The organism is Mycobacterium paraterrae, assembly GCF_022430545.2.
In the GTDB taxonomy this organism is placed as follows: domain Bacteria; phylum Actinomycetota; class Actinomycetes; order Mycobacteriales; family Mycobacteriaceae; genus Mycobacterium; species Mycobacterium paraterrae.
The window spans coordinates 2236776-2259332 of the sequence record NZ_CP092488.2 but is presented as its reverse complement, the minus strand read 5'-3'; the positions used below and the strand labels follow the sequence as shown (position 1 = coordinate 2259332).

Annotated in this window: 18 protein-coding genes; 7 read left to right on the top strand and 11 right to left on the bottom strand. The window is 65.7% G+C overall.

Annotated elements, in window-relative coordinates; translation table 11 throughout:
• Nucleotides 1–3: 3 nt before the first annotated feature.
• From MKK62_RS10775 to MKK62_RS10735, 9 genes are all read right to left on the bottom strand, one after another.
• Entirely contained in the window at nt 4–2097 is a 2094-nt protein-coding gene (locus MKK62_RS10775) for an acyltransferase family protein (RefSeq protein ID WP_240261086.1), read from the bottom strand.
• Between the two features lie 287 nt (nt 2098–2384).
• Nucleotides 2385–3527 (bottom strand): NDMA-dependent alcohol dehydrogenase, encoded by a 1143-nt coding sequence (locus tag MKK62_RS10770; protein WP_240264211.1) that lies wholly within the window; start codon nt 3525–3527, stop codon nt 2385–2387.
• Nucleotides 3528–3541: 14 nt separating this feature from the next.
• Nucleotides 3542–4978, bottom strand: coding sequence for an aldehyde dehydrogenase family protein (locus MKK62_RS10765; RefSeq protein ID WP_240261087.1), 1437 nt, complete (start codon nt 4976–4978; stop codon nt 3542–3544).
• Nucleotides 4979–5006: 28 nt separating this feature from the next.
• Nucleotides 5007–6719 carry a thiamine pyrophosphate-binding protein gene (locus MKK62_RS10760; RefSeq protein WP_240261088.1) on the bottom strand — a complete coding sequence of 571 codons (1713 nt, stop codon included), beginning with the start codon at nt 6717–6719 and terminating at the stop codon, nt 5007–5009.
• Nucleotides 6720–6761: 42 nt separating this feature from the next.
• The gene (locus MKK62_RS10755; protein ID WP_434085082.1) at nt 6762–7904 is read right to left on the bottom strand and encodes a CaiB/BaiF CoA transferase family protein; all 1143 of its coding nucleotides are present in this window, start codon (nt 7902–7904) and stop codon (nt 6762–6764) included.
• Nucleotides 7905–7917: 13 nt separating this feature from the next.
• Nucleotides 7918–8829, bottom strand: a complete 912-nt coding sequence (locus MKK62_RS10750) for an SDR family NAD(P)-dependent oxidoreductase (protein WP_240261090.1) — start codon at nt 8827–8829, stop codon at nt 7918–7920.
• Nucleotides 8826–10691: a flavin-containing monooxygenase gene (locus MKK62_RS10745; RefSeq protein ID WP_240261091.1), complete on the bottom strand. Its 1866-nt coding sequence runs from the start codon at nt 10689–10691 to the stop codon at nt 8826–8828. The genes MKK62_RS10750 and MKK62_RS10745 overlap by 4 nt, the downstream gene beginning before the upstream one ends.
• 7 nt (nt 10692–10698) lie before the next feature.
• A complete protein-coding gene (locus MKK62_RS10740; protein WP_240261092.1) occupies nt 10699–12075 on the bottom strand; it encodes an aromatic ring-hydroxylating oxygenase subunit alpha in 1377 nt (458 codons plus the stop codon).
• The gene (locus tag MKK62_RS10735; protein ID WP_240261093.1) at nt 12075–12923 is read right to left on the bottom strand and encodes an SDR family NAD(P)-dependent oxidoreductase; all 849 of its coding nucleotides are present in this window, start codon (nt 12921–12923) and stop codon (nt 12075–12077) included. The genes MKK62_RS10740 and MKK62_RS10735 overlap by 1 nt, the downstream gene beginning before the upstream one ends.
• Nucleotides 12924–13087: 164 nt before the next feature.
• Here MKK62_RS10735 and MKK62_RS10730 point away from each other — a divergent pair, with 164 nt between their 5' ends.
• From MKK62_RS10730 to MKK62_RS10710, 5 genes are read left to right on the top strand one after another with little or no spacing between them, the layout of a single operon-like run.
• Nucleotides 13088–14692: an SMP-30/gluconolactonase/LRE family protein gene (locus tag MKK62_RS10730; RefSeq protein WP_240261094.1), complete on the top strand. Its 1605-nt coding sequence runs from the start codon at nt 13088–13090 to the stop codon at nt 14690–14692.
• A complete protein-coding gene (locus MKK62_RS10725) occupies nt 14685–15419 on the top strand; it encodes a GntR family transcriptional regulator (RefSeq protein ID WP_240261095.1) in 735 nt (244 codons plus the stop codon). The genes MKK62_RS10730 and MKK62_RS10725 overlap by 8 nt, the downstream gene beginning before the upstream one ends.
• A gap of 14 nt (nt 15420–15433) precedes the next feature.
• The gene (locus MKK62_RS10720) at nt 15434–17005 is read left to right on the top strand and encodes an AMP-binding protein (protein WP_240261096.1); all 1572 of its coding nucleotides are present in this window, start codon (nt 15434–15436) and stop codon (nt 17003–17005) included.
• Nucleotides 16998–17780, top strand: a complete 783-nt coding sequence (locus MKK62_RS10715) for an SDR family NAD(P)-dependent oxidoreductase (protein WP_240261097.1) — start codon at nt 16998–17000, stop codon at nt 17778–17780. The genes MKK62_RS10720 and MKK62_RS10715 overlap by 8 nt, the downstream gene beginning before the upstream one ends.
• Complete coding sequence (locus tag MKK62_RS10710) at nt 17765–19240, top strand: AMP-binding protein (RefSeq protein ID WP_240261098.1); 1476 nt, start codon at nt 17765–17767, stop codon at nt 19238–19240. Before MKK62_RS10715 ends, MKK62_RS10710 begins: the two co-directional genes overlap by 16 nt.
• A 3-nt stretch (nt 19241–19243) precedes the next feature.
• Here MKK62_RS10710 and MKK62_RS10705 read toward each other — a convergent pair whose 3' ends face one another.
• Both MKK62_RS10705 and MKK62_RS10700 read right to left on the bottom strand, forming a co-directional pair.
• Nucleotides 19244–19705 (bottom strand): SRPBCC family protein, encoded by a 462-nt coding sequence (locus tag MKK62_RS10705; RefSeq protein ID WP_240261099.1) that lies wholly within the window; start codon nt 19703–19705, stop codon nt 19244–19246.
• Between the two features lies 1 nt (nt 19706).
• Nucleotides 19707–20438, bottom strand: a complete 732-nt coding sequence (locus tag MKK62_RS10700) for an enoyl-CoA hydratase/isomerase family protein (RefSeq protein ID WP_240261100.1) — start codon at nt 20436–20438, stop codon at nt 19707–19709.
• Nucleotides 20439–20612: 174 nt separating this feature from the next.
• Here MKK62_RS10700 and MKK62_RS10695 point away from each other — a divergent pair, with 174 nt between their 5' ends.
• Entirely contained in the window at nt 20613–21395 is a 783-nt protein-coding gene (locus MKK62_RS10695) for an enoyl-CoA hydratase/isomerase family protein (RefSeq protein WP_240261101.1), read from the top strand.
• Nucleotides 21392–22543, top strand: coding sequence for a CaiB/BaiF CoA transferase family protein (locus MKK62_RS10690; RefSeq protein ID WP_240261102.1), 1152 nt, complete (start codon nt 21392–21394; stop codon nt 22541–22543). Before MKK62_RS10695 ends, MKK62_RS10690 begins: the two co-directional genes overlap by 4 nt.
• Nucleotides 22544–22557: the final 14 nt, after the last annotated feature.

Below are 22557 nucleotides of genomic sequence, written 5' to 3'. Positions count from 1 at the left end.
CCCTCACCGCGGCTTGAGCGCTTGCTCGAGCCAGGGTGTCAGCCACTGCACGCCCTCTTCGGTCAGGTGCACGCCGTCGCTGCGGACGTGGATGCCGTCGACGTCGGCGGTATAGGTGCCGCCGGGGCAGAGCTTCTTCTTCAGGTCCAGGATGCGCACGTCCGGCCGGTCACCAATGGTCTTGGCCAGCATGGTGTTCCACTCGTCGACCCGCTGAGGCTGGTCCTCGGGATAGAGGCTTCCGTCGGGCCGCTCGCCTCGCCTGCTGTAGGGCAGGTTCGCGACGGTCAGCGGCGCACCGCTGAAGCTGAGAATGTTGATCGCGCGCGACAGCTCGGCGCTGATGTAAGAGTCGAAGGCCGGATCACCGATGTGGGTCCACCGGCCCTCGTTGACCCGGTCGACCGTTTCCCAACGACCGATGACGAGCAGGACGGCATCGGGCTGGTCGGCGGCGATCTGCGAGGTCCACCGCCCCGGCCACGATTCGCATTCGCTCTTCTGGTCCAGCGTCTGGCCGAGGTAGCTGTACGGGCCGCCGCGCACCAGGCTGCAGCCGATGACCGTGTGGTCGACGAACTGGAATCCAGGGGTGGGCGGCAGGAAGTGCATCATCGTCCAGCCGATCGAGTCGCCGAATACCGACACGGTGAACGGCCGATGCGGGTCGCGTCGGGTGAGCGCGCGCGCGGGCTTGACTCCGTCGGGGGTCGACGGCGATACCACGGCGACCGGCGATACCCCCGGCGGGAGGCTGGCGTCGAGCGCGCTGACGCCGTGCTTCGGGACGACGGGCACCACCAGCAGTGTCACGGCCGCGGCGGTCGCGGCGGTGGCGCCGGCCAGCGGCAGCAGCGGCACGCGGACCGGGCGCCACTTGCGGATCGGCTGCTCGATCGCCCACCAGCACACCACCGAAATCGCCAAGGTCACCGCGACCCTGACGGCGAACAGCGACAACCCGTGCCAGCCGGTCCGCTGACCGTTGAGCACCAAGAACACCGGCCAGTGCCACAGGTAGATGCCGTAAGAGATGCCGCCGAGCCAGGCCAGCGGTCGCCAGGCCAGCGCAATAGCAACCGGTCCGCGCTGGTCCACGGCCACCGGGGCGATCACCAGGACCGCCGCGACGGCGACCGCGATCAGCAGCCCGCTGCGGAACTCACGGGCATTTCCGGTCGCGAGATGCACGGCCGCTGCCAGCAGTGCCAAGCCGAGCACCGGGAGCAGCCAGGCAATCCACTTGCCCGTCCGGGACTTGATCAACGACCACCCCTTGTTGAGCGCCGGCCAGTCGCCGACCAGCAGCGCTGACGCAGCGGCACCCACCAGCAGCGCCTGCGCGCGGGTATCGGTCCCGAAGTAGACCCGGTCGCGGGTGGCATTGGACGCCATCAGCATGGCCGTCGCGGCCGAGCCGATCGCACCGACGGTGGCCAGCAGAAACACCGTCAGCCGGACTGCACCCACGGTGGCCTTGGTGCCGCGACGCCGCGCGTGGACGGCGAAACTCACCGCCACCGCGACCAGCACCACCGGCCAGACGATGTAGTACTGCTCCTCCACGCCAAGCGACCAGGCGTGCTGCAGCGGCGACGGCGGAGTTCCCTGCGCGAAATAGCCGGTCTTGTCGGCGACGAACATCCAGTTCGCCACCCAGAAGAATGCGGCGACGGCGTCGTCGCGCAAGCTCGCGATCGCCTCGGGGGCGAAGAACTGGCGTCCGATTGCGACGGCCAGCACCATCAGGACCAGCGCCGGCAGCAGGCGGCGGGCGCGGCGGACCCAGAAGTTGGCCAGGTCGATACGGCCGGTTCGGCCTAGTTCGTCGAGCAGCAGTGAGGTGATCAGGAAGCCGCTGAGCACGAAGAACACGTCGACGCCGAGGAATCCGCCGGACATGCCGGGAATGCCGCCGTGGTCGGCGAGCACCAACCCCACCGCCACGGCACGCAGGCCGTCCAGCGCAGGGATGCCCGGGCGGCGCTCGGTCCCGTCGTCGGCCCTTCGCGTGAGCCGACGGGTCGGTGAGGCCGCGACCCATCGAGGCTTACGAGCAGAAGGAACCGGCGCGGGCTGCGCCCCGGCCGGTTCCATGTTCACCTCTCCAGCGCGCCGACCGGTTGCCTGGTCGGTGGCCTTGTTGCCGCCGATACTCGGGTGCCCCTCCCTGCAGATGCAGGCGTCATTTTAGGGGCGGGCACGCCGCATCAGCGGCAGACACGACGCGGCGAGGATCCGAAATATGCTGCCGCGGGCCAACTCCGCGCTAGGCCGAGGGCGGTTTACCGTCGAGGTGCGGCGGCCGCGCGGGGTCGAACATGGCAACGTTGGCATGCTCGACCAAGAAGAACCATGCCATGCTTTCGCCGATGACGACGCTTCTAGGCGTTCGTGAAGTCGATGATTCCGCGAATGTTGCGGCCGTCCCGCAAGTCGGCGAATGCGTCGTTGATCTGGTCGAGCTGATAGTGCTTGGTGACGAGTTCATCGAGCTTCAACGCGCCGGCTTGGTACAACGACAGCAGCGTCGGCACACTCGTGCGCGGATTCATTCCACCGTAGAGCGCGCCTCGGAGTTGCTTGGCCGACAGCGTCATCTCCTGCAGGACGACCGGTACGGGCGGCTCGGTGAACGGGGTGATCCCGGTGAGCACGCAGATGCCACCTTTGCGGAGCAACGCCATCGCCGACGCGATCATGTCGACGTGGACGACGCCGGGGCAGATGACTACTCGGTCGGCCATCAGGCCGGCGGTGATCTCCCGCACCAGCGGAATCGCCTCGTCTGCGGCGCCTGCCGTGTGCGTCGCGCCGAAGATCTTCGCGGAATCTCTCTTCGATTCGACCGGGTCGACTGCGACCACGTACTTGGCGCCGACAGCGCGTGCGCCCTGCAGAGCGTTCATCCCCACACCACCGGCGCCGATCACGACGACGGTGTCGCCGGGCTCGGTTTCCGCCGACACCGTTGCCGACCCCCAGCCGGTACTGACACCGCATGACACCAGCGAGGCGGCGTGAAAGGGGATCGCGTCGTCGATCTTGATGACGGATCGCTCCGACAGCACCGCGTACTCGCTGAAGGTACCAAGTTGTCCATAGGCCAGCAGATTCTCGTCGCCGAGGTGCCGTCGGCAGGTGCCGTCGGTCGGCATCTCGCGGACGAACAGGCTGGCGCCGATGTCGCAGATGTAGCTCTGTCCGTTGACGCAGAACCGACAGCTGCCGCACGCAGGGATGAACGACAGCGCCACGTGGTCACCCGGTTGCACCGACGTCACTCCGGGCCCGACCTCGGTGACAACGCCGGCGCCCTCGTGTCCGCCGAGCAGCGGAAACCAGTCGGGCGCGGGCTGACCGCTGGCGGCCAGCGCCTCGGGGGTCGGCACGACATCGCCGGTGTACAGATGGTCGTCGGAGTGGCAGACCCCCGCGACAGCCATCCGGACCAGCACCTCACCGGCGCGGGGCGGGTCGAGGTCGATCTCGTGGATTTCCCAGTCCATACCGACACCGCGAATCACCGCGGCGCGACTTTTCACTGCGCCGAGCCCGCCGGCGCGTAGCCCAGCATGCTCTTGACTTCCAGGTACTCGTGGAATCCGAACTCGCTCCACTCGCGACCGTTTCCGCTCCGCTTGTAGCCGCCGAACGGCGCATTCATGTCAAATGCATGGTTGATCGTCACCCAGCCCGCGCGGATCCTGCGGGCGACCTGACGCGCCAGGTCGAGGTCGGCCCCCGAGACAAAGCCGGCGAGGCCGTACTCGGTGTCGTTGGCGATCTTGATGGCGTCGTCGATGTCGTCGTAGCCGAGGATGCACAACACCGGACCGAAGATCTCTTCGCGCGCGATGGTCATGTCGTTGGTGACGTGCGCGAAGACGGTCGGTTTGACGTAATAACCCTTGTCGAGATCCGCCGGCCGCCCAGGCCCTCCCGCCACCACGGTCGCGCCCTCGTCGACGCCCTTCTGGATCAAGCGCTGAACCTTCTCGAACTGGGCCCTCGATGCCACCGGCCCAATCGTCGTTCCGGCGTCGGGGCGCCCCACCGTGATCCGCTCGACCGCGTCGCGGGCGAGGGAAATCGCTTCGTCCATCCGGGATTTCGGGACCAGCATGCGCGTCGGCGCGTTACAGCTCTGCCCCGAGTTCGGCATCATCATGGTCACCCCGGCGGTGACCGCCTCGGCGAACCCGCTGTCGTCCAGGACGATGTTGGGGCTTTTGCCGCCGAGTTCCTGGGTCACTCGCTTCACGGTCGGCGCGGCCAGCTTGGCCACCTCGACACCCGCGCGGGTAGATCCGGTGAACGACACCATGTCGACTCCTGCGTGACTTGCCAGGGCCGCGCCCACCCCGGGGCCGTCCCCGTTGATCAAGTTGAACACCCCGGCAGGCACACCTGCGGCGTCAAGAATCTCGGCGAAGATGTAGGGCGAGAACGGAGCCACCTCGGACGGCTTGAGCACGACGGTGCAGCCGGTCGCCAACGCCGGGTAGACCTTGACCGCGACCTGGTTGATCGGCCAATTCCAGGGTGTGATCAGTCCGCAGACTCCGATGGGTTCCTTGGCAATCAGGCTGTCGCCGCGCTGTTCCTCGAACGCGAAGTTCTTCAACGCATCGATGGCCGTGTGCAGGTGCCCGATCCCGAGGAAGACCTGGGGTCCCGCGGCCAGAGCCGCAGGCGCACCGATTTCATCGGTGACCGCCTCTGCCAGATCGTTGGAGCGCTTTTCGTACTCGGCGAGCACTGCCTGTAGCAGGTCGAGGCGCTGTTCGCGCGTTGTCTGCGACCAGTCGGCGAATGCTCGGCGGGCCGCGACGACCGCAACGTCGACATCAGTCGCCGACCCGAGCGAAATCTTGCCGGCCACCTGTTCTGTCGCGGGATTTTCGACGTCGAAAGTGTTGGGCCGCAACGGGTCGACCCATTGACCGTCGATGTAGAACTTCAGGTATTCGCGCATGGCTTGCACTCTTCCTTACTCACAGCGCTTACTGGGTGCCTTCCGCATACCACGTGCGGAATCGGTCGTATTTGGGCATCTCCTCGGAATTGGCCTTCGGGTCGATGCAGACGTGCACCACCCCGACTTTGCCGCTGGCATAAGCGCGAGCGATCGCCGGCCCGATCTCCTCTTCCTTCTCGACGTACTCGCCGTGGCATCCGAAGCCTTCGGCGATCTTGTCCATCCGGACGTCCTTGCTCCAGTGCACACCGGGCTGCGGTGAAGGCTGCTCGAACGTGCGCTTGTACACGCCCACTTCCAGACCCCACTGGTGATCGACACCCACCACGCACACCAGCGGAAGGTTCTGCCGGGCAGCGGTTTCCAACTCGGCAATGTGGAACAGGAAGGCCGAGTCACTGGTCAACAGCATCACCGGGCGCTTACCGCCCTCGGCGACCGACGCGCCGACCGCATAGGGCAGGCCGGTGCCGAGGTGGCCAAAGTTCTGGTTCCACATCACGTCACGCGGCTTGCACTGCGAGTAGGTCCACTGGAAGATCACCGTCGCGCCGCCGTCGCGCACCAGGATGCCGTCGTCGAGCTCGTTGAATGCCTTCGTGGCCTCCACGACGTAGCGTGCCGGGTGAATGGGCGAACGACCGGACGGCGCCGACTCGGCAACGTCCGCAAGCTCTTTCGCGTCCTTCTCGATCAGGGACTCGAGCGCGGACCCGGGCTCGCGCGGCGAGCCCCTCAGCGCGGCGACCAACTGCGGCACGACACCACGCAGATCGCCAACCAAAGCTACGTCGAATCGACGGTTGACTCCGATGGCGGCTGGATCCTGCTCGACATAGACCCATTTGCGGTTTGCGTCGTTGTCGGCCCAGTGCTGCGTTCGTCCGTAATGCATGGGCTCTCCGAGTTCGGTTCCCAGCGCGACGCACAGGTCCGATTGTTCGACGGCTTCGTTGGCCGCCGGGGAGAACAGATACGGAAACGTGCGATCCTGCAATCCGGGAATGAACGAGGTGCCGCCGGAAGTCTGGATCACAGGGCAGGCCATGAGCTCGGCCAGTTCTTTGACCTGTTGCTGAGTCCGCGAGGTATGCACGCCGTGTCCGACAAGCAGAATCGGATTCTTGGCGTTGCGAATCAGTGCGACGGCCTCGGCCACCTCGCGGCTACCGGCGCCCTGATTGACCAACCGATAGCTCGAGGGTGGGGGCGCGTCGGCGACATCGAGTTCCTCGAGGATCACGTGCGACGGGAACTCGACATAGGACGGTCCGGGCGTTCCTGACATCGCGCGGCGGATCGCCTCGTGGATGATCTCGTCGGTTTGGTCGGCGTACTCTATCGAGCTGCTGTATTTCACCGAGGCAGCGAAAAGGGGTTCCTGCTGGACGAATTGGATGCGGCCGCGTCGCACCCGGCGTTCGGTGACACGGGCCCGCTGCCCGCCGAGGAAGATGACCGGCGAGTTCTCGACGAGCGCGCACTGAATCGCGCCGGCGATGTTGGCCATACCCGGCCCAAGTGTGCCGATGCACAGACCGGGGTTACCCGTCATCCGCGACGCCGCCTCCGCCATGAAGCCTGCGCTCAGTTCGTGATGCGGTGCGACCACCGACCACCCGCGCGCATCGGCCTCGGCGAACATGTGCACGAAGTTCGGGTCTGGAATGCCGAATAACGTGTTGACGCCCTCGGCCTCGAACAGGTCGAGAATGCGCTTGTATACCGGCACGGCCATCGTTGAACTCCTCTTCTAGCAATACATTTCGTCGGGCAAGCGTCATCCGGGGTTCGCCTCGACGGCGCGGCCGAGTTCGTTGAGGACAGAGTCGGTGTCGGCGCCGAGTTCTGGCGCCGGCCCTGCGACGCGACCGGGCGTCCGCGAGAACCAGGTGGGCACGCCGGGGAACCGCATCGGTCCGTGCGGGGTCTCGACCGTCTCGAACATGCCGACCGCGTTCAGATGCGGATCGTCGAACAGCGCGCCGGGGGTATTCAGCGGCGCCGCCGGTATCTCGAGTTCACCGAGCAGGGTCAGCCACTCGCCGGTGGACCGCTCCTTCATCGTCTCGGCCAGCAACCCGTAGACCGTGTCGATTTCGCGGGCGCGCTGCTCCAGCGTCGAATATTGTTCGCTGGCCCACGGAGGCTGGACCGCTTTCATGAACGCGTTCCAGTGCTTGTCGTTGTAAATCAGAGCTGCGATGTAGCCGTCGCTGGTGCGATAGGGGCGGCGGTTGCGTGCCACGGTGCGCGGGTAGACGGCGGGGCCGAGCGCCGGACTGAACAGGGCACCATTGGCGTGTTCGACGAGGACGAACGAGGCCATGGTCTCGAACATCGCGACCTCGACCTCTTGCCCCTCACCGGTCCGCTCACGATGAAACAGCGCCATCATTGTGGCGTAGAGTGCCGTCAGCCCGGCGACCTTGTCCGCCATGATGGTGCCGACGAAATCGGCCTGACCGGTCAATTGTTCCTGCACCGCGGGCAGGCCGCACTCGGCCTGGATCGTGTCGTCGTAGGCGGGGCGGTCGCGGTCCGGTCCCCGCCTACCGTACCCATAACAGTTGGTGTAGACGATGGCAGGATTGATCGCCGCGACGTCGTCGTAACCGAAGCCGAGCTTGGCGATCGCCTTGGCGCGCATCGAATGTATGAACACGTCCGCGGTTTCCACCAGGGCCCGCAAGGCGGCCGCGCCGTCCTCGGTTCGCAGATCGAGCACCACACTGCGCTTGCCCCGATTGACGTTGACGAAGACGCCGCTCATTCCCGGGGCTGGGCCCACCGAGATATAGCGGGTGTTATCTCCCTGCGGCGGTTCGACTTTGATGATGTCCGCACCCATGTCGGCCATGATCTGCGTGCAATAAGGCCCCATCACCATCGCGGTCAGATCGACTACTCGCACTCCGGCCATCGGACCCGCCGGGTTAGCCATGGCGGGCCAGCCCGAAGCTGTAGCGGATGTGCTCGTTGTGGCCGTCGGGCACGACAGGAAAGACCAAGGGCCGGTCCATCTCTCGGATTTCGGCGAGGTGCTCAGCGACATCCTCGATGGTCCATGACGGTCGGTACACGCCGCGGCTTTCCGCGATGACCGCCCGGGCCACCCGACCCGCCAACGCGATGTACAGCTCGCCGGTAACCGAGCAGGATTCGTGCGCCAGCAAGCCCACCACGGGCGCAACCAGTCCCGGCTCCATCGGGGGGTAGTCCGAGGTGTCGATGCCGGTGGCCATCCTGGTGACTGCGGCGGGGATGATCACGTTGCACATGACGCCGTGCGGAGCGCCCTCCAGCGCGGCAACGTTGGCCAGGCCGATTACGCCGGTCTTGGCCGCGGCATAGTTGGCGACGTTGTGGTTGCCGTACAGCCCGCCGATCGACGACGTGAGCACGATCCGCCCGTACCCGGCTCCGGTCATGACTGGAAATGCCTGCCGCACAACGTTGAACGCGCCGCGTAGGTGTACGTCGAGTACCGCGTCGAAGTCCTCGTACGTCATCTCTTCGAGCGAGCCACGCCGCACGTTGCCCGCATTGTGGACCAAGACGTCGATGCGGCCGTAGTGGTCCAGTGCCGTCCCGATGATCGCGGCGGCGCCGTCGACGGTGGCCACTGACTCGGTGCAGGCAACGGCGTCGCCACCGGCCGCCCGGATGGCCTCGGCCACCTGCTGGGCGGGCGCGGCGTCTACCCCGTCGCCGGCCAGGCTGCCGCCACGGTCGTTGACGACGACCTTCGCTCCGCGCTCGGCGAGCAGGCGGGCATAGGCACACCCCAATCCGCGTCCGGCACCGGTGATTACGGCTACGCGGTCGTCGAAGCGCAACTCGCTCACGAAAGCTCGAGACCTTCCAGGTCGCCTCTGGCCCGCCAGTCGGCGATCAGGTCGCCGAAGGCGTAGAAACCCGGTGAGTAGAAGTCGCCCAGGAACGCGCCATTGTCCTTGGCGCCACCTGCACCTTCGTTGTTGTAATAGCCGGGAGTGCAGGACCACTCAAAGGCCGAATTGTCAATCGCGAGTTCCGCGACGGTCCGGACCCAGCCATCCTGGCCCTCTTGACTGGGTTCGACAGTGGTCGCACCGCGCTTCCGCGCCTCGGAGATGATGTAGGCGATGTGTTCGGCTTGTTGCTCGAACATGGCGGTGGTGTTGGCCGATACACCGCCTTGGATGAAGCCGGTAAAGAATTGGTTGGGGAATCCGCGGGCGGTCATCCCGTGCAAGGTCTGGTACCGGTCGTGCCAATAGTCGAAGAGCGAAAGCCCGTCGCGGCCCTCGATGACGTCGACCGCGAAGCGCCGGCTGATCTCGGTGGAGATCTCGAACCCGCTCGCGAAGACGACGCAATCCACCTCGTACTCAATGCCGTTGGCGACGACGCCCTTATCCGTCAGCCGTTCCACGCCCTTGGATTCCGACACGTCCACCAACGTCACGTTGGGCAGGTTGAATGCCGGCAAGTATGTCTCGCTCGAGCACGGCCGCTTGCACATGAAACGGTAGTACGGCTTGAGCGCCTCCGCGGTGTCGGGATCGTCGACCAGGTCGGCCACCCGGTGGCGCAGCCGCTCCATGATCTTGTAGTCCTCTTCCTCCCTGATCGCCATGATCTCCTCGATCCCCAGCGAGGCGGGATCCGGGCTCGCGGCGATCCGAGCGGTCATGTTGCGGCCCAATTCGGTCCAGAAATCGCACACCAGATCCGGCTCGCCGAAGACCACCCCTACAAACGGTGACCAGTTGTGGAAGTTGCGCTTGCGCTCTTCCTGCCAACCGGGCTGAAGGGTCGCCGCCCAAGCCGGATCGGTGGGCGTATTGACGCGCATGTCCACCGATGACGGTGTGCGCTGGAATACAAACAGCTGCTGGGCATCCCGCCCCAGATGCGGCACGAGCTGAACGCCGGTAGCCCCCGTGCCGACGAGCGCGACCCGCTTGTCGGCCAGTTTGTGCAAACCACCGGTGGCATCCCCGCCGGTGTAGTCGTAGTCCCAGCGGGCGGAATGGAACGCGTGACCTCCGCTGTCCAGGTACTCCTTGATGCCGGGGATCCCGGGCAACTTCGGCTTGTTGTACGAGCCCTGCGCCATCACCACGAACCGCGCCCGGATGTTGTCACCGCGGTTGGTGATCAGCCGCCAGCGGTTGCTGCCCGCGTCCCAGCGCATGGTCTCGACCTGAGTCGAGAAGATTGCGCCGTCGTAAAGGTCGAAGTGCTTCCCCATGGCCTGGCAGTGCCCGAAGATCTCCGCGCCGTCGGCGAACTTCTTGCTCGGCAAAAAGTCGAGTTCCTCGAGCATCGGAATGTAGCAGTAGGCGTCGTTGTCGCACTGGATGCCAGGGAAGCGATTCCAGTACCACACGCCCCCGAAGTCACCGGCCATGTCGATGATCCGAACATCCTGCACGCCAGCCTTTTTCAAGTAGGCGCCGGATAGCAATCCCGCGAATCCGCCACCGAGGACCGCCACCTCGATGTCTTCGTCGATCGGGGCGCGGTCGGCCACCGGGGTGTATGGGTCCACCTCGTACAGATCGGCCAGGTCGCCGTCGAGTTCGAGGTACTGCGCACCAGCATCTTTGCGCAGGCGCTTATCGCGCTCCTGGGCATACTTGGCCCGCATCGCGTCTATGTCGACGAATTGCGGTACATCAGTGGGCCCACAAGTGTCAGGCCGCCCATCAAACGGGGTCATCTCTGCCTCAAAGCTCCTGCGGTTCGCCGATACCCATGTATTTGGACAGTTGATAGTGCAGGTTCACAGTGCTTCGTTCGCGGTACGGGTTCGGCTTGGTGCCCGGGAACCCGAGCGATTTCATGCCCTGCTGCACCGCGGCCATGTTGGAGAAATCCTGCGGCAGCACCGAAAGCCATCGAGGGTCGCCGACCGGCGTGTACTCCCATTGGGTCTGAGGCTCTTCACCTTTCGGATACAACTCGAAAACCGACACCTCGAAGAGGCACTTGTCCGGGTTGTAACTCGGATGCGGCCGTGCCCCGTAGCACAAGGCACTGGTCAGGCCCTGCCCGATCTGGAAGTTCGGGAAGATCTGCCACGCTGTGCCGGCCTGACCGAGAACGTCGGCCGGGATCGTCGGCCAGATCACCCCGCGAGCCTCGTCGTCACGACGCGCCGAGGCGAGCCAGTGCTCGAGGACCTTGTCGGCCGGTGTTCCTTCGGGCAACTCGGCGACCAGTCTCTTGGCCGCGTTCACCAACGTCTCGGTGGTGGTGGCGTTGGTCTCCTCCATGGTGTAAACCTGCATCTCGGCCGTCGAGATGCGCGGGTCGGCACCGATACCCAGCCGGATCTTGGACTTCGTCGCCTCCAAGTCCTGGGGTGCGTCGTACCCGATATGACTATGCCGGCCTTGCGTTTTCGCCCACCCCTTGAATTCACCGAATTTGTTGAACTCCGGGTGCGTGGTGAAGACGTGATAGGTCTCGTTGAAGGCCTCGAGAGCAACTTTCCAGTTGCAGTCGAACTCCAGCCATTTTCGCCATTTGTAGCGCATGTTCTGTAGGCCGAATGGATCGAGGATTTTCGCCGCGGGAAACAAGTAGTCGGCGAGCGGCTCGCATTCGGGGTCCATGTTGATCCACAACCAACCGCCCCAGGTGTCCACTCTGACCGGTTGCAGCCGAATGCTGTCCGGGGTGAGCGCGTCTTGCCAGTCTTGTCTCTCCCGAACGTGCGTGCACGTGCCGTCCAAACCGTACGTCCAGCCGTGGAATCCGCAGACGAAAGACTTTCGGGTGCGTGCGCAGGCGTTCTTGTCGCCCGCGGGTGTGTCGATCAGCCGCCGTCCACGGTGCATACAGACGTTGTGATGGGCATGAAACTCGTCCGGCCCGGTGCGCACCACGATGATCGAATCATCAAGGATGTCGTAGGTCAGGTAACTGCCTGTCTCAGGTAGTTCCTCGACGCGGCCGACCTGCTGCCAGACCTTGCGCCACAGCTTGTCTCGCTCGGCGCGGGCATAGCTCTCGGATATATACGCCTCGACCCCGATCGTCATCGGCCGCGACAGTTCCTCTGCCACTTCGGTGTTCACGCCTTTGGCGGGCTCGGTCATCACGGTCTCCTTATCGCATCTCGGAAGGAGTCGTCCTTGAGGAAGAGCGAGGTGTTGTCGCCGTCCAGGTGGGTCCACTTGAGATCCAGACCACCGTCGACCAGCAGGGTCTGTCCGGTGATGTAGCTGGACAAATCGGACAGCAGGAACAAGATGGCGCCGGCGATCTCCTCGGGGCGGCCGCGGCGGCCCATCGCGATGGCCCGCCGGTCACGCTCGGCGTCGTCGTCGACGTAGGCGAGCGACGCCGGGGTGGCGGTGACACCGGGAGCGACCGCGTTCACCCGGATCTCGTCGACGGCGAGCTCGACGGCCATGGTGCGGGTCATCGCCACGATCGCCGCCTTGGCCGTGCCGTAGGCGATGTGGAACGGCGCGGTGTTCATTCCGCTGATCGAGGAGATGGACACGATCGACCCGCGCCGGTTGCCGGATTTCAGCTCCGCGGCCACCGCCTGGCTCAGGAAGAACGCGGTCTCCAGGTTCTGGGTGAACAGGTCGCGCCAGTCGGTGCGGCTCACCCGCGTCGCCGGCATCCAGGTCTGCGGTGCCGCGCCGCCCGCGACGTTGACCAAGCCGTACAGGTCACCTTCGGCCTGCAGTGCCGCCTCGATGGTGGCGGCCACGCCGTCCTCGGTGGACACGTCCGCGGCGACGGGCACAACGGGCAGCCCCTGGTCGGTCAGCGGGGCGACGTGGTTGTCGAGATTGTCCTTGCCCCGGCTGACCGCGATGACGGTTGCGCCCGCCTCGGCGACCATCCGTGCCACGGTGGTGCCGATGCCGCCACCGGCCGCGCCGGCCACCACGACCACGCGACCCTCCAGTCCGAGGGGGTTACCGGGCACTACGCGAATTCACCTTTTGGTCCGGACAAGATATCTCAATACGCATAATTGAGAATATGATTCTCTGGGATGAGCCCAGCGTCAAGTGGCCTGCTCCGTAGTTGTGCTGCCTGTTGTCTGGACCACGCGTGGTTGCTAACGTCACCGGCCGGAGGTCATCACCGATGTTGCTGCACGAAGGTCGCTCCCGCGCAGGAGCATCACCTGCCGTGGCTGCGGGCTGGCGGCTGGCGCGGGTGACGCCGCCCAGCAGGCTGTTCGGCGCCAACGGGTTACGCACCGGCCCGGACGGTCGGATCTACATCGCCCAGGTCACCGGCAGCCAGATCAGTGCATTCGACATCGGCACCGGTCAACTGGAAACGATCAGCGCCAAGGGCGGCGACATCGTCGCGCCCGACGACGTGGCGTTCGGCCCCCGCGGGGACCTCTTCGCCACCGAGGTGATGGACGGCAGAGTCAGCGTGCGCGGTACCGACGGCCGCACGCGGGTGCTGCGCGGCGACGTCCCGTCGGCTAACGGCATCACCGTGCACGAGGGGCGACTGTTCATCGGTGAATGTCGCGAGGGTGGCCGGCTTCTCGAGTTCGACCTCGACGGCGGGGAGCCGAGGGTGCTACTGGACAACGTGCCGTCGCCGAACGCGATGGAGGTCGGGCCGGACGGTCTGCTGTATTTCCCAGTGATGGGCGCCAACGAAATATGGCGCATCAGCCTCGACGGCGGCGAACCCGAGACCGTCGCGACCGGTCTGGGTGTGCCGGACTCGGTGAAATTCGACCCGGCCGGACAGATCGTCTCGACGCAGGTGCACAGCGGTCAGGTGTTACGGATCGATCCGCGCACCGGCAGCCAAAGCGTGTTGGCGAATCTCAGTCCGGGACTGGACAATTGCACATTCGTCGACGGGCGACTGTTCATCTCCAACTTCACCGGCGAGATCACCGAGATCCTTGCCGACGGTACGACGAATGCCGTGCTGCCCGGCGGCCTGAACTGGCCGCTGGATCTGGCCGTCGACGCCGACGGCCAGCTGTACATTGCCGACGGAACCTACTTCTACCGGCTTGGCGCCGACAACAACCTGCAGACCGCTGGGATGCTGTTCACTCCGGGGTATCCGGGCTTTCTGCGCGGACTGGTCGCGGCCGGACCGGGCGAGTTCATCGTCACCACGTCCGGCGGTCAGGTCGCACGCTACCGGCCGTCGGACAGCGAAAATGAGGTGCTCGCCGACGGTTTCGACCAGCTCTACGGTGTTGCAGTCGGTGCCGACGGGACGGTGGCCGCCGCGGAGTTCGGCACGGGACGGGTTGTCGCGATCCGTGCCGGGCAGGTCGAAGTGATCGCGTCCGGGTTGGCCGAACCCATCGGAATGGCCGTCGCTCCCGACGGGAGTTGGCTGGTGTCCGAGGCGGGGGCCGGCCGCATCGTCCAACTCGACGGCTCCGGCGTTCGGACCGTGGTCGCCGAATTCGACTGTCCACACGGCATTTTGGTCGACGGCCGACGACTCTATGTGGTCGACGCCGGCGCCAAGGCGTTGTTTGCCATCGATGAGGACGGCACGCGGCACACGATCGCCTCGGACCTGCCGCTCGGCGCCGAGCCGGGCGTCATACCGAAGCCACTCAAGGGAATGCCCCCGTTCTCCGGGCCACAGGGGCCGTTCGCCGGCATCGCCCTGGGACACGACGGCACCATCTATGTCTCCGCGGACGCGGAGGGCAGCGTACTGGCATTGCACCCGGAGGGCGGCGATGACTGACACCGCCGACCATCGCTACCTGCAGGTCGCCCGCGCACTCCGCAAGGAGATCGTCGACGGCGTCTACCCGGTGGGCTCCCAACTGCCCACCGAACATCAACTTTGCGAACGCTTTTCGGTCAGCCGGTACACCGTGCGAGAGGCACTGCGCCGGTTGCGGGACGACAACCTGGTCACGTCGCGACCCCGGTCGGGCACGCTCGTGGTGCCGCGGCCGTCCTCGGACTCCTACGTTCAGGACGTCGTCTCGATCAACGACCTGCTCGCCTTCGCCACCGGCGCGCAGTTCGCCATCGAATCCACCGGTATGACCGTCGTCGACGAGGAGCTGGCGTCCCGAACCGGGCTCACCGTGGGTGAAGAATGGCTGTGCGTCACAGGCTTTCGGCGCGTCGATGGCGCGGAGCGTCCCGTCTGCCGAACGGAGTACTACATCAACCGGACCTTCGCCGGGGTGGGCCGGCTGCTACCCCGGCACACCGGTCCGATATTCCCACTGGTCGAAGACATCTTCGGGGTGAGCATCGTCGAGGTGCGTCAGGAGATCGCCGCCGTACTGCTCTCGCCGACGCTGGCCGAACAGCTCAGCGTCGAGGCCGGCGGCCCGGCGCTCGAGGTGCACCGCACGTACGCGACCTCCGACGGCGAGGTGGCCCAAGTGACGATCAATACCCATCCGGCGTCGCGTTTCCGTCACTCGATGACGATGCGACGGGTCCGCGGCTAACCTCAGACGCGGTGATGTCGAGCACCAAGCTGATCGGTGGGCGGACGGTCCGCTGGGATGACGCGCGGGCCGCCGAAGCCTACGAGCGTGGCTGGTGGGTGCGCCACACCCTGGCCGATTCGCTGGCCGCGGCCGTGCGGCAAACACCCAGGCGTGACGTGCTCGTCGACGGCGAGCACCGAGTGGACTGCGCAACGCTCAACGAGCGGGTCACAGCGCTTGCCGGGGCGATGCAGGACCGAATGCCGTTGGGCAGCGTGGTGTCGTTCATGCTTCCCAACTGGCACGAGGCCGCGGTCGTGTACCTGGCGGCAACCATCGCCGGCATGGTGGTCAACCCGATCCTGCCGTCGCTGCGAGATCGTGAGCTGTCGTTCATCCTCAACGATGCGAACACCCGAATGGTCTTCGTGCCGTCGGTTTTCGGAAAGCACGACTACGCGGCGATGCTCAGCCGGGTCAGCGCCGACATGGCTGATCCACCCGAGGTGGTCGAGCTTCGCAGTGATGCGGCGTTACCCGCAGCAAGTCAGCATGCTGAGCTGCCAACGCTCGACCCCGACGCGGTGCGGATGATCCTCTACACGTCGGGCACGACGGGTAGACCCAAAGGGGTTCTGCACAGCCATAACTCGATGCACGCGTTGATCACCCAGCTGCGCGATCACTGGGGGGTTGCGCCGGGTGACCGATTCCTGGTTCCGTCGCCGATCGCCCATATCGGTGGATCCATCTATGCTTTCGAATGCCCTCTGCTGCTCGGCACTTCGGCGGTCTTGATGGATCGGTGGGACGCCGATAGGGCGGTCGATCTGATCACCCGGGAACATTGCACCCATATCGCCGGAGCAACGCCATTTCTCGAGGGATTGCTGGCCGCAGCCGAGCGAGCCGGGACACGGTTGCCGGAGCTGAAGTTGTTCGTCTGCGGCGGCGCATCGGTGCCTCCCGCGTTGATCCGCAGGGCCGCAGCGTATTTCGAGCGTGCATCCGTTACGCGGGTATACGGCTCGACCGAAGTCCCAGTCACCACCGTCGGAGCGCCGGACGATCCCGACCACGCCGCAGATACCGACGGACGACCTGGCTTCGCAAGGATCGTCCTCGGCGAAAACGGTGAGATCCACGCCCGCGGCCCGCAAATGCTGGTCGGCTATCTGCACGCCACCGACGAACCCGAATCGTTCGACGACAGTGGCTATTTCCGAACCGGGGATCTGGGCCGCTGGTCCGACGACGACTATTTGGTCGTCACCGGGCGCGCCAAGGACCTGATCATCCGCAACGGCGAGAACATCGCGCCCAGAGAGATCGAAGACATCCTGGCCAACCATCCGGCTATCGCCGAGGTCGCCATCGTCGGGGTGCCCGACCAACGCACCGGCGAACGGGCTTGTGCCGTCGTCGTTCCCGCCAACCAGGCCCGGCCCGACGTGGACAGCCTTCGCGTCTTTCTCCAGTCGCAGGGAGTCGCCGTCTTCAAAGCACCCGAAGAGGTGGTCATCTGGGATGCGCTGCCGCGAAACGACGCCGGCAAGGTGCTCAAACATCAGATTCAAGCGGCCCTGACAACCACGGATGGATGACATGCAGGTAGCAATCGTGACCGGCGCGACCGGCGGAATCGGATTCGGCTGCGCGACCAAACTGGCCGAAGCGGGAATGGCGGTACTGGCCACCGGACGCAATCAGGCACGCCTCGACGAAGTGGCGGACGCCATAGGCGATCCCGACCGGGTCGCGACCGTGGCCGTCGATCTGACCGACGACGACGGGCCGGCGCGCGTCGTACACGCAGCCGTCGAGCGGTGGAACCGAATCGACTTCTTGATCAACAACGCCGGGGTCGGAAACCCCACACCGTTGCACGCCACCGACGACGACACCCTGGACTACTTCCTCGACGTGATGTTGCGCGCGCCCTTCCGCCTTGCCCGAGATGTGCTGCCGCACATGAAGTCCGGATCGGCGATCATCAACATCACCTCCACCTTCGCAGTAGTCGGCGGGTTGCGCGGCGGACCGTACTCCGCGGCCAAGGGCGGGCTGACTGCGCTGACCACCCACATCGCCGCGCAGTACGGCGCCCACGGCATCCGCTGCAACGCCGTCGCTCCCGGAGTGATCCAGACGGCGATGACCGCGGACCGGCTGAAAGATCCGAGGTTTCGGCGGATGCAGATCGAGATGACCCCGCACGAGCGGCTGGGCACCGTCGACGATGTGGCCAGCACGGTCGCGTTCCTGTGCTCGCCGGGCGGCAGCTTCATCAACGGCCAGACCATCGTCGTCGACGGTGGGTGGAGCTCGACGAAGTACCTGTCGAATTTCGCGTTGAACTCGGAGTGGACGGCCCAGTGAACCTGTTCGCGCTGCTCGACCAAGTGGCGCAACGCTTTCCCGATCACGGCGCGGTGTACCACGGCCAGCGGTGTTGCTGCACCTGGAAAGAACTGCGTGACCGCGCGCTGCGACTGGCCGGCTCGTTGCGGCCCGAGCATCCACCGGGCGCCCGAATCGCCATCGCCAGCGAGAACCGCCCCGAGATCGTCGAGCTGCTGTTCGGTATCTGGGCCGCCGAATGCGTGGCGGTGCCGATCAACTACAAGCTGCACCCCCGCGAAATGGTTCAGATCCTCGACGACGCCGGCGCCTCGCTAGTGTTCGCATCACCGACTATCGCCGCCCAGCTGGAATCCGCATTCACGGCGGAAGCCGTTGCCTCCCCTTCTTATTCACGCCGCTTCGATGCGCTGGCCGCGGCCGTGCCACACACGGACCCCACGGCGTTGGCGTGGCTGTTTTACACCAGCGGTACCACCGGTAAGTCGAAGGGCGCGATGCTCAGTCATCGCAACCTGATAGCGATGACGATCGCCCATCTCGCCGACATGGACGCCCCCGACCAGAACTGCAGCCTGGTGCACGCCGCACCGATGTCACACGGGTCGGGCCTCTACATCCCCGCCTACGTCTCGCGCGGCGCACGGCAAGTGGTTCCGGAACGCGGCGGATTCGATCCCGACGAGTTCCTCGATCTCTGCGAGCAACACCCCGGCTCCAGCGCCTTCCTGGCGCCGACCATGGTGCAGCGTGTGATCGAAACCGGCCGCAACCGGCCGGCACACCTGCGAACGGTCATCTACGGCGGCGGACCAATGTACGTGGACAGCATGAAAAAGGCGCTGGCGGCTTTCGGTCCCGTGTTCGCTCAGATCTATGGGCAAGGCGAATCGCCCATGACGATCACCGGCTTGCGCCGCGTCGACCATGAGGACGCCGGCGACGCTATTCTCGGATCGGTCGGGTATGCGCGGTCCGGCGTCGATGTCGCGGTGCTGCGAGACGACGGCAGCAGGGCGACGGTCGGCGAAATTGGTGAAATCGTCTGTCGCGGAGACGTCGTGATGGACGGCTACTGGGGCAATCCCGCGGCCACCACGGAGACACTGCGCGACGGCTGGTTGCGAACCGGTGACATGGGGTCCTTGGACGCACGCGGCTACCTGACGTTGCACGACCGGTCGAAAGACGTGGTGATCAGCGGCGGCTCGAACGTCTATCCCCGAGAGGTGGAAGAGGCTCTGCTCGAGCATCGCGGGGTGTCGGAAGCGTGCGTGGTGGGGGCGCCCGATGCGGAATGGGGCGAGATCGTGGTCGCCTTCATCGTCGGGACAGCCGATCCGGAAGATCTCGACGCGCATTTACTGAACCGCATTGCTCGCTTCAAGCGACCGAAGCGATACCTATTCGTCGACGAACTGCCGAAGAACAGCTACGGCAAAGTTCTGAAGAAGGACCTGCGGCAGCAACTCGTCTGAGCGCTAATGGTTTTCGAAATGTCCACGGATACCCGCCAGCATGGCGACGTGGGCATCAACGGCCTGGCGTTGGGTCAGCGCCGCGAGCGGACGTGGGGCCGCGATGTGTAGCCGTTCGGTGAGCAGGGTGCCGGTCTCGATCCGCTCGAAGCTGACCGTGCCGTTCAGACAGACCGCGGGAAATTGCCGCGCCTCGGTGATCACGTCACCCTCGGCTGGCACCTGGACCCGGGCCCAGTACGTGATGCCCAGCCAAACGGGCCCCAGCGGAATTCGGTCGCGCACCCGATAGGTCTTGTGATAGCCGTCAGATGTCTGGTCGTGAGACAGCACATCAATCGAAACCACGAGCGGATGAAGGTCTTTTGTGTTGTCGAGGTCGACGTAAAAGTCGCGGACCGCGTCCGGTGCCGCCGGAATCTCCTCGCTGATTGTCCGCTCGGCGTGCGCGATCCAGAAGCTCACGTCAACGGCCGCGGGCCAGCGATTCGAGGAACGCGTTGATTCGACCGCGGGTCTCCTCGGAGATCCAGCTGGCGCGCACGACGGCGTCCGCGGCGGCGCCGGCGTCGATCGCGGCGCGGACTGGTTTGTGCAGTTCGGACTTGGTGGCCGCGTATGCGGCCGGCGAGTAGGCGCCGAGCTCACGCGCGGTGGCCAGCGCTTTGTCGAGCAACTCGTCCTTACCGACCAGCTCGTCGACCCAGCCGCGGGCCAGCGCCGTCTCGGCGTCGATCGTCTTGGCGCCCAACGCTGCCCGGGTCGCCGAAGTCCCCATCGCGGCGCGACAGATCTCCAGCGCGGCCACCGGGAACGGGACGCCAACCGACAACTCGGTCAGACCGATCGTCCCGCCGGACATCAGCCGCACGTCCGCGCACATGGCCAGCACGCAGCCACCCGCGATCGCATGCCCGTTGACGGCGGCGATCACCGGCGCGGGGTGGTCGTAGATCGCCAGGAAGGCCTCGGAGAGTGCGGCGACGAACTGCGCGGCGTAGTCGGTGCCGCCGTCGGCCAGTGCCCGCAAGTCGACTCCGGCCGAGAAGGCCCGCCCCGCGCCGGTGAGGACGACCGCGCCCTCGACGCCTCGCATCGAGTCGATGATGACGTTCAGCAGGTCCAAGTCGAGGGCGTTCACCGGAGCGTTGTCGAACCGAAGGATCGTCGCGCCGTCAGCCTTGTCAAGTGCGGTCATGCGTCTCCCTCGTCGCCAACCAGAAGCCATCGTCGTGAACGTGCGATTCTTACAGCCCAGGCTTCTGGTTCACGGCAGAAGGGCGCAGGTCCGTTGCGCTCGCGCGCCCGCGAAGAATAGCATTCTCATAAACCGCGAATCAGTATCTCAGGGCTCGCGACGAAGGGAGCTCGGTTGACGGCGACCGCCACGGTGAGCGCGCAGCGGCCACACGACGGCGTGGTCGTGCTGCACCTGCACCGCCCCGAGCGACTCAATGCGATCAACGAAGTCATGCTCGATGAGCTGACCGACACCCTGGCGGATCTGACGTTCGACACCTCGGTCCGTGCCATCGTCCTCACTGGTGCGGGCCGCGGCTTTTGTTCCGGCATCGACGTTCGCAACTTCGGGACCGGGATACCCGAAGCAACCGCGCCCGCGATCGACCGTTTGCGATTCCAGGAGGCGATGGCAGCCTTGCCGCAAGCCATCCGCGACGCCCCGCAACCGGTGATTGCCGCGGTCAACGGGCCATGCGTCGGCGCCGGATTGGCGCTGTGCCTTGCCGCGGACATCAGAATCTGTTCGACCGCGGCAAGTTTCGGCAACGCCGCGATCCTGCTCGGCCTGTCCGGCGCCGAAATGGGCATGAGCTATTTTTTGCCGCGCATCGTCGGCACCAGCGTGGCCGCCGACTGGATGCTCACCGGCCGCACCGTCTCCCCCGAGGAAGCCGACCGCCGCGGTCTGGTCAGCGAGGTCACCGCACCGGAGGAACTGACCGACCGCGCCATCGAAATCGCTTCTGCGATAGCTGAACTCACGCCGCTCGGAGTACAGATGACGAAACGTGCACTTCAGGTCAACACTGACGCCGCCGGTCTCGGTCCCGCTCTCGAGCTCGAGAACCGCAACCAGGTTCTCAGCCACGCCACCGAAGAGGCGGCCGCGCGCCGGCGGACATGGTCGTCATGACGGGCCCGCTACACGGGGTGCGGATCGTCATGATGGGCGGCCTCGGTCCCGGCCCGTTCTGCGGCATGCTGCTCGCCGACCTCGGCGCCGACGTCGTGCGGGTCGACCAGGTACGCGACGTCGACACCGAATTGCCCATCGACTACACCGTCCGTCGCAGCCAGCGTTCGATCGCCGTCAACCTGAAAGACGCCCGCGGAACGGAGTTGGTCGGCCGGCTCGTCGCGGATGCCGACGCGTTCGTCGACGTGTTCCGACCAGGGGTTGCCGAACGCCTCGGCATCGGGCCCGACGACCTCCGCCCCGCGAACCCGCGGCTGGTGTACGCCCGAATGACCGGTTACGGCCAGGATGGCCCGTACGCCGATCGCGCCGGTCACGACATCAACTACATCGCGTTGACCGGCGCGCTGCATAGCATTGGCACTCGTGAAACACCCCTTCCGCCTTTGAATCTCATCGGTGACTACGGCGGCGGCGGGATGCTGCTGGCTGTCGGGCTGCTCAGCGGCATCCTGGAGGCGCGCGAATCCGGTCAGGGACAGGTGCTCGACGTCGCGATGGTGGACGGCGCGGCGACCATGATGGCTCCGTACTACGGGATGGTGCACGCCGGGATGTGGCGTGATCGTCGGGGTGACAACGTTCTGGACGGCGCCGCACACTTCTACGGCGTCTACCGAACCGCCGACGACAAGCACATTGCTCTCGGCGCGATCGAACCACAGTTTTACGCCGAATTGTGCTCCCGTCTGGAGGTCGACGTGCCGCACGACGCGGACGCACCGGAGGCGTGGGAAAGGCATCGCGAGGTGTTGTCCGCGCGGATCCGACAAAAGACCCGCGCGGAGTGGGACGAGCGACTGGGCACACCAGGAGCATGCGCGGCGCCGGTATTGACCATCGCCGAAGCACCCCAGCACCCGCACAACGTCGCACGACAGACCTTCGTCGAGATAGACGGTGTGCCGCAGCCGGCCCCGTCACCTCGATTCTCCCGAACCGTTCCCGCACAACCGAAGTCATCCGCACTGCCCGGCGATCACACCCGCACGCTGTTGACGGGACTCGGGCTCGGCGAAAAGGCGGTCGACGAACTCGTTGAAGCAGGCGTGGTTCGACAGAGCACAACCGTGACAACGCAGTAGCGAAAGGACGATCG

Coding starts and splice junctions, on each gene's coding strand:
- MKK62_RS10775 (WP_240261086.1), bottom strand. CDS start 2,097: ATGGAACCGGCCGGGGCGCAGCCCGCGCCGGTTCCTTCTGCTCGTAAG.
- MKK62_RS10740 (WP_240261092.1), bottom strand. CDS start 12,075: ATGACCGAGCCCGCCAAAGGCGTGAACACCGAAGTGGCAGAGGAACTG.
- MKK62_RS10715 (WP_240261097.1), top strand. CDS start 16,998: ATGGATGACATGCAGGTAGCAATCGTGACCGGCGCGACCGGCGGAATC.
- MKK62_RS10765 (WP_240261087.1), bottom strand. CDS start 4,978: ATGCGCGAATACCTGAAGTTCTACATCGACGGTCAATGGGTCGACCCG.
- MKK62_RS10720 (WP_240261096.1), top strand. CDS start 15,434: ATGTCGAGCACCAAGCTGATCGGTGGGCGGACGGTCCGCTGGGATGAC.
- MKK62_RS10755 (WP_434085082.1), bottom strand. CDS start 7,904: ATGGCCGGAGTGCGAGTAGTCGATCTGACCGCGATGGTGATGGGGCCT.
- MKK62_RS10760 (WP_240261088.1), bottom strand. CDS start 6,719: ATGGCCGTGCCGGTATACAAGCGCATTCTCGACCTGTTCGAGGCCGAG.
- MKK62_RS10690 (WP_240261102.1), top strand. CDS start 21,392: ATGACGGGCCCGCTACACGGGGTGCGGATCGTCATGATGGGCGGCCTC.
- MKK62_RS10745 (WP_240261091.1), bottom strand. CDS start 10,691: ATGACCCCGTTTGATGGGCGGCCTGACACTTGTGGGCCCACTGATGTA.
- MKK62_RS10730 (WP_240261094.1), top strand. CDS start 13,088: ATGTTGCTGCACGAAGGTCGCTCCCGCGCAGGAGCATCACCTGCCGTG.
- MKK62_RS10700 (WP_240261100.1), bottom strand. CDS start 20,438: ATGACCGCACTTGACAAGGCTGACGGCGCGACGATCCTTCGGTTCGAC.
- MKK62_RS10725 (WP_240261095.1), top strand. CDS start 14,685: ATGACTGACACCGCCGACCATCGCTACCTGCAGGTCGCCCGCGCACTC.